Annotated in this window: 8 protein-coding genes and 1 tRNA gene; 6 read left to right on the forward strand and 3 right to left on the reverse strand. The window is 36.2% G+C overall.

What is annotated here, in order from left to right:
• Positions 1-391 precede the first annotated feature (391 nt).
• Positions 392-1,486 carry a site-specific integrase gene (locus K9N40_10605; GenBank protein ID MCF7814918.1) on the reverse strand — a complete coding sequence of 365 codons (1,095 nt, stop codon included), beginning with the start codon at positions 1,484-1,486 and terminating at the stop codon, positions 392-394.
• A gap of 172 nt (positions 1,487-1,658) precedes the next feature.
• A tRNA-Asn gene (locus K9N40_10610) sits at positions 1,659-1,733 on the reverse strand.
• A gap of 140 nt (positions 1,734-1,873) precedes the next feature.
• Between K9N40_10610 and K9N40_10615 the strand changes: the two genes are divergently transcribed.
• Entirely contained in the window at positions 1,874-3,079 is a 1,206-nt protein-coding gene (locus tag K9N40_10615) for a CapA family protein (GenBank protein MCF7814919.1), read from the forward strand.
• A 52-nt stretch (positions 3,080-3,131) separates the two neighbouring features.
• On the opposite strand, the gene K9N40_10620 is transcribed toward K9N40_10615, so the two are convergent.
• Positions 3,132-6,512, reverse strand: a complete 3,381-nt coding sequence (locus tag K9N40_10620) for a choice-of-anchor D domain-containing protein (GenBank protein MCF7814920.1) — start codon at positions 6,510-6,512, stop codon at positions 3,132-3,134.
• 156 nt (positions 6,513-6,668) lie between these two features.
• Here K9N40_10620 and K9N40_10625 point away from each other — a divergent pair, with 156 nt between their 5' ends.
• The 5 genes from K9N40_10625 to K9N40_10645 form a co-directional block, all read left to right on the forward strand.
• Entirely contained in the window at positions 6,669-8,714 is a 2,046-nt protein-coding gene (locus K9N40_10625; protein ID MCF7814921.1) for a hypothetical protein, read from the forward strand.
• A 10-nt stretch (positions 8,715-8,724) separates the two neighbouring features.
• On the forward strand, positions 8,725-9,948 hold the full coding sequence (locus K9N40_10630) for a hypothetical protein (protein ID MCF7814922.1): 1,224 nt from the start codon (positions 8,725-8,727) through the stop codon (positions 9,946-9,948).
• Positions 9,949-10,777: 829 nt separating this feature from the next.
• Entirely contained in the window at positions 10,778-11,668 is an 891-nt protein-coding gene (locus K9N40_10635) for a hypothetical protein (GenBank protein ID MCF7814923.1), read from the forward strand.
• An 11-nt stretch (positions 11,669-11,679) separates the two neighbouring features.
• A complete protein-coding gene (locus K9N40_10640) occupies positions 11,680-13,164 on the forward strand; it encodes a T9SS type A sorting domain-containing protein (protein ID MCF7814924.1) in 1,485 nt (494 codons plus the stop codon).
• Between the two features lie 212 nt (positions 13,165-13,376).
• Positions 13,377-15,669 (forward strand): hypothetical protein (locus K9N40_10645; GenBank protein ID MCF7814925.1); only part of this gene is annotated, 2,293 nt, incomplete at its 3' end.

The following is a 15,669-nucleotide window of genomic DNA, read 5'->3' on the forward strand; positions in this document are numbered from 1 at the left end:
GAAAAATGGATTACTGGTAAAAAGTATTTTATAATGGACGAGTATTATGAATCAAAGAAAGAAAATAACAAATAACTAATCAAGAAAATTGCGTGAAATCCAATATGAGGAATTTACACACAAATTTGGACTTGACTAATTGAAGCATCATTAAGAGCAACTAATTATATAAGAGATATATTAGGATTAGATAGAAAATATGTAGAAAAATCAATAGGAAATCTAGAAAAAATTCATAAACGAAGAATTTAAAAAATTGATAATTCAGATAATATTCTTTTCAGGTAATTGTAAATATTAGTTAAGCATTAAGATGATTCATTTTATATCATCGGTAAATTCCTAAGCTCTTCATCTATTTACTTATCGATGAGATTGGCATTAACTAAATTTATAGATTAGGTAGCGAATCTATAGCAGCTTTTGCATCTACATTTGCTTTGTCTACATACTTTAGGGTTGTTTCAATTTTTCTGTGCCCCATCAGTTTTTTAACAACGAAAAGATTTACACCCTTTTCTACAAGCAGGCAGCCGAATGTATGACGTGCACAATGAAATGTGATATGTTTCTTAATTCCTGCTTCTCTCATCCAAGTCAGCAATCTTCTGGAGGTTTTACCACCTGTAGGAATTTTAAAGATGGAACCGTCAGAATGTTTATCTTGCTGCATAGATAGAATCTTCTTAGCAATATCATGAAGCGGTATTTCTACTTCATTCAGAGTCTTATTCTGCATGACTTTAATCTTATTATTAATAATATCATTAAATTTTAAATCCAGGATATCTGAGAATCTTAAACCCGTGTAGCAGCTGAAAAGAAAACCATTCTTCAGATCATTATAATTACAGGGGGTATTCCATAATGTTTTTAGTTCCAAATCTATAAGCCTTTCTATGGATTTTTTCTCGAATTTAATGTTAAGACCCTTAGCAGGATTCTTATCAATCAATTCTCTTTTAACTGCTTCGTTAAGGCATCCTTTAAAACAAGTAAAATAATGCTTGGCTGTATGTTTACTTATATCGAGATTTAGAAGATAAAACTTGAAATCTTCACAAAGCGCATAATTTATTTTTTTTAAATCTAGGAAATCATCAGTATAAAACTCTTTGAACTTCGTAAGTGATAGTCTATAGTTTTTATCTTTTTTTCTTTTGATCAGCTGCTCGAAGAAATCTATAAAATTTGATAAATCTTTTTTAGTAAAACTGAAGTTATCTGGATCATTATCAAATTGAATTTGATATTGCTGTCTAATCTTCAGTGCTTTTTTAATATTATTTTCATCTCTGATTTTAGTATTCTTTTCTCCTACAACTGTCAGACCTAATGCCTTCGACTGCCTTTTACCGTTGTAAAATAGATCTAGATACAACAAGTAAGGTGCATTAGTTGAAGTCCTTCTGTATCTTAAATTGACATTGTAATTAAGATTAGCATTTTTGAGATTATCCAACATTTTAGGTACTGCGACTTTCATAAAACCTCCATAAACAAAGTAATTAACATGTGACAAATATGCAACAATTTTTATCATATTTAATGTTTTTTAATATAAATTGATCTTAATTGATGGAATTTGAATAATTACCGTAGATGTGCGCTAAATGCCTATAAATAAAGAAAAAGCCCTTCGAAAAGGGCTTTCATTATGGCTCCTGAAGAGGGATTTGAACCCCCGACCTAGTGGTTAACAGCCACCCGCTCTACCGCTGAGCTATTCAGGATCAAATTCAATATTGGGTGACTTTTTAATTTCACGGTTTTTTGTGTCAATACTAAAGTTATTGATTTTATAAAAAATTATTTGAAAATAATCTGAACATTTGAATTGACATTTCGGAATGTTTTACATTTTACCCTTTGTATGGAAAAAAAAATAAATAAAATGCTGTTATCTATCATCTTATTTAAGGTGATTTTTTTCTTGCAGAGTTGTTCACTCCAACCAAATCCAAGATACAATACAAATCCTGAAAAAGCAAATAAAAACAGAGAAGTACATTATGAGAATAATTATTCTCTAACGGCAGATGAAGAAGTAGATTTTGGTTCAGAAGAACTTGAGGAAATCATTTCTCAAAACATCGATGTAGATGATACAAAATTAGAATCATCTCAAATCAGGATTATGACGACTGGTGATATAATGCTGGGAACAAGAATTCCCAATGAATCATATTACCCAACTGTTGGGGATGCTCTTTTTTCAGATCAAGTTAAAACCATCTTGAAGCGTGGTGATATTGTATTTGGAAATCTGGAAGGAGCGATCTGTGGAGAAACGGGTAAACCAAGGAATAAAAAATATGTTTTTGCAATGCCCGATGTAGCTGCAAGTTGGTTGGCAGATGCAGGTTTCAATCTGTTAAGTGTAGCGAATAATCATGCTGGTGATATGGGTGATGAAGGTTGCATAAATACCAAAAAAATGTTAGAAAATTATAAAATCAAATTTGCTGGTTATCTGGATTATCCATCCACTTCATTTATAACCAACGACATCAGAATAGGATTCGTAGCAACTTCTCCCAATGCTGGTGTTGTCTATCTTCACGATCTTGATTGGTTGACTTCAAAGGTTCGTGGTTTGGCATTGCAGAATGACATTGTGATAGTTTCGATGCACATTGGTGCTGAAGGAAAAGATCATCAGCATATCACAAGAAAAGACGAGAAATTTCTGGGAGAAAATAGGGGGGATCCATATCATTTTGCCCGAAAAATGATCGATGCCGGAGCTGATCTGGTTTTAGGTCATGGACCTCACGTAACTCGAGCCATCGATATCTATAAGGGAAGATTTATTGCTTATAGTCTGGGAAATTTTTGCACTTACAGTCGAGTTAATATTCGTGGTGTGAACGGAATTGCACCTATTTTGGAATTGGTTTTAGATAGAAACGGAGAATTTCAATTTGGCTCTATTCATTCCACCAAACAAATTTCCAGACAAGGAGTTCGCATAGATCATCAAAATGAAGTTCTAAAAAAGATTATCCAACTAACAAATGACGATATTCCCGAAACGGACTTGATGATTGATGAAAATGGTTTTATTACTGTAAAATAAAAAACCTTCCAAGTATGAAAACCTGGAAGGTTTGGCTGGTATTTAAGTTAAATTATTTCAATAGAATACACTTTCCATTTGCACGATAATCAGCAGTTTTAATTTTGTAGAAATACATTCCTGAAGCTGCTGATTTTCCTGAATCATCTTTACCATTCCATTCTATATTATGTCTGCCGGCATTCATCTCATTTTCAACTAAAGTTTTCACGATCTGACCTTTCATATTGTAAACCTGTAGTTGAACAGATGTATCTTTTGCCAGGTCAAAGCGAATATTTGTAGTGGGATTGAACGGATTTGGATAATTCCCGTAAAGTTTTGTAACAAGAGGAATTGTGTTACTTCCGCTGCTTGTAACCTCCACCATTATTGTATTGGAAGGTTCAGATTCCTGACCATCTTCATAAATCGCTGTAACGTAATATTCATAGGTTGCCGGGTTAAGATCTTCATCAGTGTAAGTAAGTTCGGTAACTTCAGCTATTTCATTATCATCACGATAGACTTTGTAGGAAGTTACATCTCTGGTAGTAGAAGGTGCATCCCAGGTTAAAATTACATCGTTTTCGTCCAGTGTGTAGGTAAGATTCTGAGGTGCAAAAGTGTAATCAAGTGTTACATCCAAAGTAGTTGTCTGATTCTCAGTTATGATAACATCCGCAACTGTTAATGTTTCGTATCCTGTAAGTCCAAATGTAACTTCATAAGCTCCGGGAACTAAAACAGCAAAATAATAACCTGAGGGATCAACCGTTGCTATCATTGTACCGATTTCTACTGTAGAGTTTTCTACATTTCCATTTCCACCATTCAAAGTAATAGTTCCTTCCAGATAACCCATGGCAGCCGTTTGTCCACCAGAAATACAAACTACTTCACCATCGCGTCCACCGCAAACCATTTCCCAGGAACCATCTCCAGCAACATCTGGAATACCTGTAATTCCATCTACAGCCGAATTAATCGGTGTTTGAGAAAGCACTTCGCCTGTGGCACCATTCATGAAGTAACCGAAATTGCTGTTATAAAGCGTTCCGTACACTACATCATTAATTCCATCGCCTGTAATATCATCGATTCTATCAACAACCCAGGGTTGGTCTGCTACAGGTTGGAACCAAACATTACTGCCTGTGTAACCATCGATTACCAAAGCATTGTTTTGCGTGCTGCGCGCAATAGCGATATCAGGATGTCCATCACCATTTACATCATCCAGTTTTTCGAATCTTAAAACCAAACCGGAACCGATAGAACCATTCCACTGCATCGATCCTGTAAAGCTATCGAGTGCGTAATAATTTCCACCAAAATCTCCAGCAACCACGTCTTTGATACCGTTGCCAGTAATATCATCGATGATTTCTAAAGCCCATACAGAACTTCCACCCGCAGTGAATTCCCAAAGTTGGGTACCGTTTGATCCATCAATTCCCCAAACTTTTCCCTCAGTTTCGCTTCCATTTGAACCACCGCCAATTGCATCGGGAATACCATCGTTCGTGATATCTTCAATTCCGATACAACTGAATTTGGGGCCATTCAGAAAGAAATCCCAGATTATACTTCCATTTGTTCCATCAATACAGAATACGCGTTGGGGTCCGGTGCCCAGACCATCATTTCCTGCTGCAGCCAGAGCATCTAAAATGCCGTCATTATTATAATCGTAAGATACATCAACCTGATATACCCAGCCGCCGTCGCCAAAGTTGTTCGTGTTGTAAATCCACAAGAGTTCACCAGTTAATCCAGAGATTGCTCGAATAGCTCTGTCACCTCCAACGGTTCCGCAAACAACATCATCGAATCCATCACCGTTCAAATCGGTTTTAACAGCAAGCGAGTTTTGATGATAAACATCTCCCGCATAGATCTCATGTTCCCATAAAATGTCACCAGTTCCAGAGGCATTGCCGTTGAAGCAACGCACAAAATTATCTTCAGAGCAGATGATTACATCGCCAACTCCATCGCCGTTTATATCTTCGATCGGTGCTAAGGCTTTTGGTGTATTGTCATAACTTGTATCGATATCATATTGCCAAAGGATTGTTCCAATATCATATTGAGAATCGTCTCCGGTTCCATTCAAAGTAACAGCCAGATTTGGATTGGCAGGATCATTGCTGTGAATTGTAAGCGTTCCTGCTATTCCGCCTGAAACCTGCGGACTGAACCAGATCCTTACATTTTCTGAATTTGCCGGTGCAATTGTAAGCGGCAGTGTTACTGTGTTATCCAAAATGAATTGATTATCATCAAATTCAAATTGAGTTATTTCTAAATTTCCCGATCCCTGATTGCTGATTTCAAGGTATTTTCCCGTGAGCGCTCCGATGCGCACAGAACCATAATTCAAACTTGTAGGCGTTACTACAAGCGAAGGATCACTGTTCACTCCATAACCGGCCAAGGTTACTTCTTCAGAAGGATTGACAGGATCATTTGAATTCACAAAAAGACTACAGTTGAGTTGGCCCCAATTTACAGGATCGAAAATTACTGTAACATCAGTTGTAGAACCAGGAGTAATCGTAATTGGTAGTGTTTCATCAGAGTAAAAATCATCAAGTGTAAAATCAAGGTTATTGATCACCAGATCGGCAGTTCCGTTATTTGTAACCGGAAGTTCTACAGAAGCAGGTTGACCAATTGTTACATTGCCAAAATCATAATCATCCCAGCCTAATGAAATTGCTGGAGTTCCAGCTCCACCCAGATCAACTTTGTAAAGAGTTGAATTATTATTTAAAGGACCATCTACATACCAAAGGTAAGTTCCATCGTACACAATACCTGCTGGTTTCAAGTTTTCACAAGTATGTTCTTCGATAATTGTTCCCGAAGTATCAACTCTGTAAAGTGCGTCAGCATAATAATCTGCAATCCAGAGATCACCATCTTGCATACAGATATCCCAGGGTTGTTCTTCATCATTTCCGGGAATATCAAAATTGAATTGTTGCAATATTGTTCCTGTATTATCAACCTGATATACTACACTGGGATCATCGGGATAATAAGTGGCTACCCAGAAATTTCCGCTATCATAAGCAATTCCGGACATGTAGTGATCAGGAAGATCGAATTGCGATAAAATCGTTCCTGAATTGCTGAGTTCTACTGCCGTGGCTGGAACAGAAGAGCTGGTAACGTGATCTGTGATCCAGATATTCGTTCCATCATGCGTCATACCAAAAGAATCATTTTGTGGGCCAGTGAATAGTAACGTTGATGAGCCAGTTGCTGGATCGATTTGATAAACTTCACCACCATTGGCTCCATAAATTCCAGAATACAAGTTTGTACCATCCCAGGCTAAACCAGATGCTTTTCCCGGTATCGTGTAAGTTTGAACGATTGTCCATTCTGCTGATAGCAGCGTGAACATTAGAATTAAGCAAAAAACTAAAATTAATCTTCTCATATTTACCTCCAAAATTTCTTCCTTCCTTTTTATTACAAAACCATTTTGGCTATTTCTCTGTCAAATACATATTTAACTTATTTTTACAAATGAAGGCATCATTAAATGAATTGACAACCTGGTTCAGGGTAAACTTATTCGACTCTGGAGGTGTATATGATAAAAAATGTGTTTTTATTTTTGGTTGTACTGGCAGTGGTAAGTTGCTCTTTGCCGGAAAACCTGGGATTACCAACCTGGACTACGACCTTACAAATGTATATATTGAATGACACATATGAAATTGCCGATCTGGCAGAAGAAGATTCTATGCTGGTAGCTTTTGGAGATACTCTGGGATTTTATGAAACGATGAATGAATCGGGTGAAATTGAATTCAGTACCGACGAAGTTTACGAAGAAGATTCTACAGAAATCGGAGAAATTGAAATAAATAATCCCGATCCTGTAGATACTGAAGTTCCTCTTTCCGAAATTGCTCCCTCTTTGATAAATGGTTTTATTCCTGCACCGGGAATTGACCCATTTACTTTACCTTCGATCATTAAAGACGACATTGAACCATTTGGTGAGTTTGAACAAGCAGCTTTCATTTCGGGAACTTTAGAGATGTCGCTGACTAACAATACTGTTATCTGGATGGGCAACGTGAATAATGGTGAACCACTTGTAATTGATATTCTGGATCTTAACGACAACATCATAATTCAGCATGTCTTTACAGAAGATATTCCACCCAACGCAGCAGCAACAATTACTGAAACGGAAAATCTGGCTGGCGTTATCATGGAAAATGAGATCAAGGTGGAATTGAACGGTGGAAGCAGGGGAACTGATGGTGCGGCAGCTACTGTAAATATCGATGACTTTGTGGAAATTGATATTGCAGTCAATAATCTTATAGCAAGCGAAGTAATTGCGCAGATACCATCTCAGGATATCTCGGATGAAACTTATGTAACTCTGGATGAGGACATTACAATTTATGAAGCAATTGTGGCTGATAATGGTTATGATCTCACAATCGACATGGCAAATGCAGTTGATCTTGAAATTACGGTAGATCTTTCTATAGATAATGTCTGGCTGGCAGGAGAAACAGATCCCTTCCATCTACAATTGGTGTTACCACCAAGCAATGGCGGAGTAGCGAACCTATCGGAAATTATCGATTTGAATGGTGCTTCCATGGGAGACGGCACAGTTCCACTTGATAGTTTACACGTGGTTGTGGAAGCGTTCACTACAGATACCGGAGATGAATATCGGACAGTAAACGCTAATGATTTTTTCGAAGTTAATATTACAGTCAGCGATTTGGAGTTCGCTTATTTAAGCGGAATATTACAACCCAGAGAACAGGACGAGATAACCGGTTCATCCGAGATTGAAATTGATTATCCCTTCATAAATGGAACATTTGAACTTGTCGGTTATAGTGAAATAATCTTTAATCTTTTTTCTCCGGTACCTGCCGAAATGGAAATTGATATAGCTTCCTACAATTCTGATGGTGATGTAGTTTATTTAAGAGAATTCGGTACAAATGATTTGCCCATTATCGAAATTCCGCAGGGAAATTCAGAGATAATAATAAATACCGATGATTACAATATAAACGAACTCATCTCCATCCTGCCGGATAGCATAAGTTATGTGATCTATCCCACGGTGGGAGATACTGATGAGATTTTTGAATATACACAAGGCGACTCGATTCTGGCGGACATAGAAATTGAATCTCAACTCGATCTTGTGGCAGATTGCTGGCTCATCCCAACAGATGAAAACGGCAACCCTGATGTTCAATCGGTAGATGTGAAAGATTTTGAACAAAAACACATCGATGCTTTCCAACATGCAATATTAACGATGACATATAATAACTCTCTGGGAATGGATACAGCGGCAAAAATTTTGATTTCAGAACAACGAACCGAAGAATTCATCGAACTCACAAATCCTGATACAACTCTGTTTAAGATAATTGACGTTCCTCTGCTATCACAAACTACTACAACTCCGGGGCAAATTCAGATTGAAGTGCTGCAAACTGACTTGGAATATTTCGTAGCAGATTCCGTGTTCATTGTTCCCAAAATCCAATTGTTATCCGATGAAGGAATGTCGCTTTCCGGTTCGATCCATTTGAATGCCAAAGTAGAAGTGGAGTTCGAAATAAACAGTGAGTTAACGGATTAAGGAGGTCATCATGAAAAAAATAATATTTATATCACTCGTAGTTGCAATCAGTATTCCGATGCTTGCCTTATTTGAATTCAATCCGGAAAATCCTGCGAATATTGCCAGAAGAGATTACACCCAAATTGTATTTCCAGGACTTACATATAATTTTAATTTCAATAATTCACTTCTAAAATTCAACGACATTTCAATGTTTGAAGAAGGGAACGTTCTTACAAATAGCGATAAAGAACTTCTAACAAGTGAGAACATCAGATTGTTCGGCTCGTTCAATACGACTTTGCTGGAAGCAGGTTACCAGAATTGGAATCTGTCGATCAAAGCGATCGGATTTTTCGATGCGGAAGTTCTGGATAAAAAATATTCGGAAATTGTGTTTTATGGAAATCAGGTAGATGAGAATTATGAAACCAATGTGGGGAAGGGCAGCGAAGGTTTTGCAATGTGGAAAACAGCCATTACTTATGCTTACCCCAGGGATTTAAATCCGGGAATGATACCGGGACTTTTCTCGAAAGAAAGTGAAGGAATTATTGCCGAAATTCGTGATATGCCGATAAACTTGGGTGCTCGCTTCAATATTAATCACTCTCTTGCTTACGGTGGGATAGTGGAAAGCAGCCAGCAATTTGGCTCCGTTCCCGACAGCACCTATTACGATATTTATGCCAAATATGCTTATTCCGATGGAGATACAAAAGGTATGACTTCGGCCAGTTTGGGTTTTGGCTTGATAACAGAATTTATGGGTGCTACCTTCCATTTGAGTTTAGATGATATTTTCCTGAAACTTTCCTATGATGATCTGGCTGGCGGAGAAGTTTCTCAAGTGGGAACGGATTCACTGCTCTATTTCCAGGAAGATCATGAGATTTATGAATATGAAAATATTGACAACGATTCGCTCAGACTGGGAAGCAGAACTCGCTCGATTAGCCCGTCATTCAGTATGGCTTTGGAATACACTTTCCTAGAAAAAATTGATGCTGTTATCAAATACAGCAGCAGTGAACTTTCAAATCAGGATGGCTTTCTGCTGGGTGGATCTTACGAGTTGGGAGTACTTCCATTACAAGCTTTTTATGGGAATAATGGTTCATCTTATTATCAATTCATCTCTGGTTTAAAATTCGATAATTTTGAATGGAAAATGGGAGCTACTTTTTATCACGGATTTTTTGGTTATGCCAAAGGGATCGGCTTACATTCGGGAATGGTTTTCAGATTCTAATACTTAAGTAATTACGAAGTTTGAGCCTGGATTATCCGGGCTCTTTGTTTTAATAATAAACTCAAGTATTTTCCCTGTCATTTTGACCAATCTTGCACGTTGTTCTTGTATCTTCGCAAACAGTCCACAGTAAAGCTACAAGAGACGTCAGGAAGACGCATTTTTTTAGCGTTTCAATTATCGACCTGGCAGGTCGATCTACTTTTCTTCTCGTTCTCAAATACTGTCTGGCAGAAGAAGACAAGCAATAGGTTCTACTTTGTAAGGGGACACGACGACAAAGTCGTCAGAGGGGTTTTGTCACTTTGCCGAAACCGACAAGAAGATTTTTCGAGAGAAGGTTTCGGAAAATAGATATCTCGTCAGCATTCTCGACTCACCCTTCGGTGCAAGTCAAATCTGCCGTAAGTAACTGAGAAATAGACAAATCCCCCCCCCAAAAAAAATATCAAAAACTATTTGACAGCAAAATTTTAAAAGTCTTTTTTGTAATGTTAATTTATTTTGAATTCTTAATGAAAGAAATGAGGAAGAGAGAGCAATGAAATATTTAAGGCAAGCACCCATTATGTATTTCTCCACATCCCCCTTCCACGATTACAACTTTGGATTATTGCATCTTGATGTCAAATAATATGTAGATTCTTTTACATTCGAATTATGTGGAAACTTTCTCTTCCTTCAAACTGGTATTGAAGGAGGACGGAAATGTTGTTCTTTATCTGTAAGAATAAGTTTGAGTAGTTATTGTTCTCGATATTTTTCAATTGTTTACCGGAAGCTATAAGAATTGAGACGTTAACCCACAAAACTTATTTTGGAGGTAGAAATGAAGAAGAAAATTATTTGTTTATTGATAATTATGATCTCAGCATTATATGCAAATACATATATAGTTAATCCAAATGGTCTAGAAGACTTTGAATCAATTGTTGAAGGTGTAAATTATCTAATGAACAATCAAATTGATGGAAAACTTATTGTTACACCTGGAACTTATTATGGTTCTGTAACTTGGAATACTGATATTTCACACATATCGATACAGGGTTACAATAAAAATTATTGTTTCGTTCAAGGATCGTTTCAAGTTTATGGCACAAGCAATGAAGAAACTGACTATATAAAAAATCTTACCTTTTTAAACACTTCAAATCCAATTTGTAACAATGATAATGGTTTATATCTTGTCCAAAACTGTAGATTTACAAACTGCTCAGGTAATGTGATTATCAATAATTCTTCCTTAAGATTGATCGAAAATATTTTTTATAGTAATGATTGTACAACCATTATTCATTCAGATTTACAAAATCAATTACCAAGCCAGGCATATTTACTAATTAAAAAAAATACTTTCGATAATAATACAACGATTGGTCCTGTGGTAAATGTGGATGGGATGGGTTCATTATTTATTAAAGAGAACTATTTTACTAATAATGAATACGAGTATAATCTGGGAAATTGGGGTGATGGTTCAATGATTAACATCACTGCTTCAAATGAAATAACTACTGGTGATATTCATAGAAATACATTTTTTATTAATGAAGATAGTTATTTATGTGATGCTATGCTTTATATTGATAATAGCTATTCATCTGCAGTTTTTTCTATTAATGGAAATAGCTTCTTGGAAAGCATTAGTAATTCTGCAATAAAATACATTTCAAATCAAGTTTCATTACAAACTCAATATTTTCATCAAATACATTAGGTTTTTCTTGTTTGGTAGTTAATGCACCCAATTTAGCTTCTTTCGATTATTCTCTCTTTTATGAAAATAGAGATACTAACCATACCTTATTATCCTATTCAAATTGCACTTTAGGTAATAATGTAATCTATGAAATCGATCCCCAATTGGATACATATTATAAACCAATCTGGAATGCAACTGTTAAATCTCCATGTATCGATGTGGGTTACGGTTTCGATGATGACGATACTCCTGCAGATCTTGGAGCGATACCAGCTGTCGATCACAAATATGATCTAATTGAATTACCTCCACCTGCTGTTGATAGTGGCTGGAAATGGCTTTCATTTCCAGCTCTTGATGTGGTTCTTAATGATGCCGATATTGCTGAAAATGTATTAGCAGATATTCTTAATCCCAATATACTTGATTATGTACTATCTCAAGACTATTTGATTGATTATAATCCACTTGATCAAACTTGGAGTAATGATTGGAAACAATTCCTTAGAACTGAAGGCTTCAAATTTAAAATGTTAGCGGCTGCCGAATTTGAAGTTATTGGCTTCAAAATAGCAGATAATACACCTGTTTCTTTAACTGGAGAAGATGAAGATAATTGGGTCGGTTACTGGATAGAAGAAACTCAAAGTGTTTCTGATGCATTTAGTGATTACTGGGATGGAGAGAATATCCATTACATTCAACATCAATATTGGACGGCAACGTATTATATGGATACATGGTGGTATCAGTGCCAAGGTGGTCATTTACCAACAATTTCATATGGAGAAATGGTAAACATTCATTGCAATGATAATATCACTTCTTTCCGTTGGGATAACAGCACTCCTGAAGAACAGAGAATGATGATACCAAAAACAGAATATTATAGCTTCGAAGAAACGGAAAACTATACTCCTATATACATTACTTTAGATGAAACAAACTTACCTACTGAAGTTGGTGCTTTTGTGAATGGAGAATGTGTAGGAGCTTCAATCGTAACAGATCAACTTTGTCAATTAAATGCCTATACCGGATCAACTGCTCCAGGAAATGTAGAATTGGAACTTTATTACGGTTCTCGATCTTCAAACTCACCGGTCAGATTGTCAAATTACAATTGCCAGAATACACTAGAACCAAATTGCATTCAGCGACAGATAAACACAACAATAAATCCGGAAGCCTGGTTTGTTACTTTAGGCGATGATTCTCAAACCGTAAATAGTATTCAGGAGTTTTATCTCGATAACTATCCGAATCCCTTCAATCCAACTACAACGATTTCGTATAATATCCCACACGAAGGAAAAGTCTTTTTAGAAATCTACAATATCAAAGGACAACTTGTGAAGCAACTCGTTTCAGGATCCCAACCTGAAGGATATTATGAAGTTATATGGAATGGAAAAAATGATGTTGGCAAACATGTTGCCAGCGGAATTTATTACTGTCGAGTCACAGCTTGTGGTAAGACAAGAAACAAGAAAATGTTGATGTTGAAGTAAATATAATAATCCTTGCGAAGGTTGTGGAACTTTCAACGATTCTCGACCTTCGCAAGGTTATTTTTCAGTCTCCCTTTGTAAGGGGGAAAAAGGGGGTTTAATGAGAATAGAATTAATTATTAATCTTGCAAAACCCCTCGTACTCCCCTTACGAAGGGGAGCTTAATAACGATCAGGGGGTTATTATTAAATCAAAACTTATACTTTTCTTAGTGCTATTTAGCGTTTCTTCGTGGCTCCACTCCACCACCTGGCACATCAAACTCGACGGTACAGGCAATTTCACCACAATCCAGGCAGGAATTAACGCTTCCACACATTCAGATACAGTCCTTGTATATCCTGGAACATATTTCGAAAATCTTGATTTCAACGGAAAGAACATCATGCTAAGCAGTCTGGAGTTAACAACAGGAAATTCACAATACATTAATTCAACCATTATTGATGGTCAAAGACAGGAAAGCTGCATTCGAATACATAATGGTGAAACAGACGCAATTGTAAGGGGATTTACCATTCAAAATGGTTACGGAACTCAATTTTGGGGAAGCAATGGAGGTGGTGTTCTAGTTCATGATTATAGTACAGCTTTTGTAATAAACTGCTTATTAATAAATAATCTTGCTAATGGAGGAGCAGCTTTGTATGCTCGTCATGGATTCCTAAATCTTTCAGGATTAACTATAAAAAATAATTCTGCCCATCTTGGTGGCGCAATCTATATAAATGATGAAAGTACGATCAATTTCGATCCGGTTAATAGATGTAGTATCTATAATAATAATGCCGGAAAAGGAGCAGATATATATATTGAAGATTCTGGTCAAATAGATGTTATTGTTGATACTTTTTCTGTTTTTAATCCCAGTCGTTTCTTTACAGAATATTACGGGGATTCTTCTTATAGTTTTGATATTCATAATAACTGGATGGAGCTTGTACCACACAATCTTTATGTCGCTCAAAATGGAAATGACAACAACTCAGGTTTATCATCGGATGAACCACTGAAAAACATAAGCTGGGCTGTTCGCAAAATCCAGGCTGATGAATTTAACCCCAGAACAGTTTATGTTGATGGTGGATTATATTCCCACGCCTTCAATCAACAGATATTCCCAATTGGCTGCAAAGAATTTGTATCAGTGATTGGGGAAGATATGAATTTCACATTCATATGTGATGATTTTTTAGGTGGTCCTATAGTTGGTAGATTTTTGAACGGAACCATTGAATTATCTAATTTTACTATATTAAATGAGTTTTATTTAGATACATTTTCAATAATAAGCTTTTATTATGTAGATAAAGTTATACTAAAAAATATAAAAATACATAATAATAATAATACATCTAGTATTTTTGAAAATGAATTTGTATATAATGAGTATGAAAATTTAATTATTACAGATAACGTAGTTCAAGGTTTTAATGCCGGTCTTAGACTCAATAATAATGCTGGATATATGAAGAACTGTATAATAACTAATAATGAAAGTACAATGCTGGACGGCTGTTCTGAAGTTGCATTGCAGTTAATGGCGTATGATGATTTCACTATTGAGAACTGCATTTTTTCAGGTAACCATTCAGCTGACCCTGAAGGAAGAATAATCCGCACAACAAGGCATAATGGTAGTGGTCCGCCTACAACTCCAACTATCCGCTTTAATAACTGCTTAATAGCCAATAACAGCATAGGAAGCAATTATGTTTGTCAGAATTTTAATTATGATGGGTTAACGGAATTTAATAATTGTACAATTGTAAACAATACAGCCAGTGGTGGTTTTTATAGTTCAGCTCTTTATAATTATGGTGATGTAAATATCACAAATACAATTATGCGAAATAATACGGATTACGAAGTGATGATGGTAGATGATACTCAATATGGATATGTGTATGAGCTAAATATTGATCACAGCAATATCAGAAACGGTGAAGATGGAATTTATAACATGAATAATGCAAATGTTATTAACTGGAACGATGGAAATATTAACGAAGACCCACTATTTCTTCAATCGGGCGATGATCCTTATCAACTAACCGAATTTTCTTCTTGCATCGATTCCGGCACACCGGATACAACTGGGCTCTTCCTACCTCCTTGGGATTTACTTCATCACGGACGTATATGGGATGGAGATAATAATGGAGAAGCTATCATCGATATGGGTTGCTATGAATTTGGAGCAGATTCAGTGGGAGTTACAAATCACCAGTTACCAATGACCAGTTCACAAATGACCAACTATCCCAATCCCTTCAATCCTTCCACTACAATATCATTTAATCTTTTTGAATCAGGTAAAGTTAAAGTTGAAATATTTAATATAAAAGGGCAAATGGTAAAAAAATTAATGGATTGCACCACAGCACCGGGAAATTATAAATGCGTATGGAATGGAAAAAACGATGCTGGAAAGAGCGTATCTTCAGGCGAATATTTCGCAAGGCTTAAAGTGAATGGAGAAGAAATTGATGTGAGGAAAATGC

This window comes from Candidatus Cloacimonadota bacterium, assembly GCA_021734245.1.
Taxonomy (GTDB): domain Bacteria; phylum Cloacimonadota; class Cloacimonadia; order Cloacimonadales; family TCS61; genus B137-G9.

Coding starts and splice junctions, on each gene's coding strand:
- K9N40_10635 (MCF7814923.1), top strand. CDS start 10,778: ATGAAGAAGAAAATTATTTGTTTATTGATAATTATGATCTCAGCATTA.
- K9N40_10630 (MCF7814922.1), top strand. CDS start 8,725: ATGAAAAAAATAATATTTATATCACTCGTAGTTGCAATCAGTATTCCG.
- K9N40_10605 (MCF7814918.1), bottom strand. CDS start 1,486: ATGAAAGTCGCAGTACCTAAAATGTTGGATAATCTCAAAAATGCTAAT.
- K9N40_10615 (MCF7814919.1), top strand. CDS start 1,874: ATGGAAAAAAAAATAAATAAAATGCTGTTATCTATCATCTTATTTAAG.
- K9N40_10620 (MCF7814920.1), bottom strand. CDS start 6,512: ATGAGAAGATTAATTTTAGTTTTTTGCTTAATTCTAATGTTCACGCTG.
- K9N40_10625 (MCF7814921.1), top strand. CDS start 6,669: ATGATAAAAAATGTGTTTTTATTTTTGGTTGTACTGGCAGTGGTAAGT.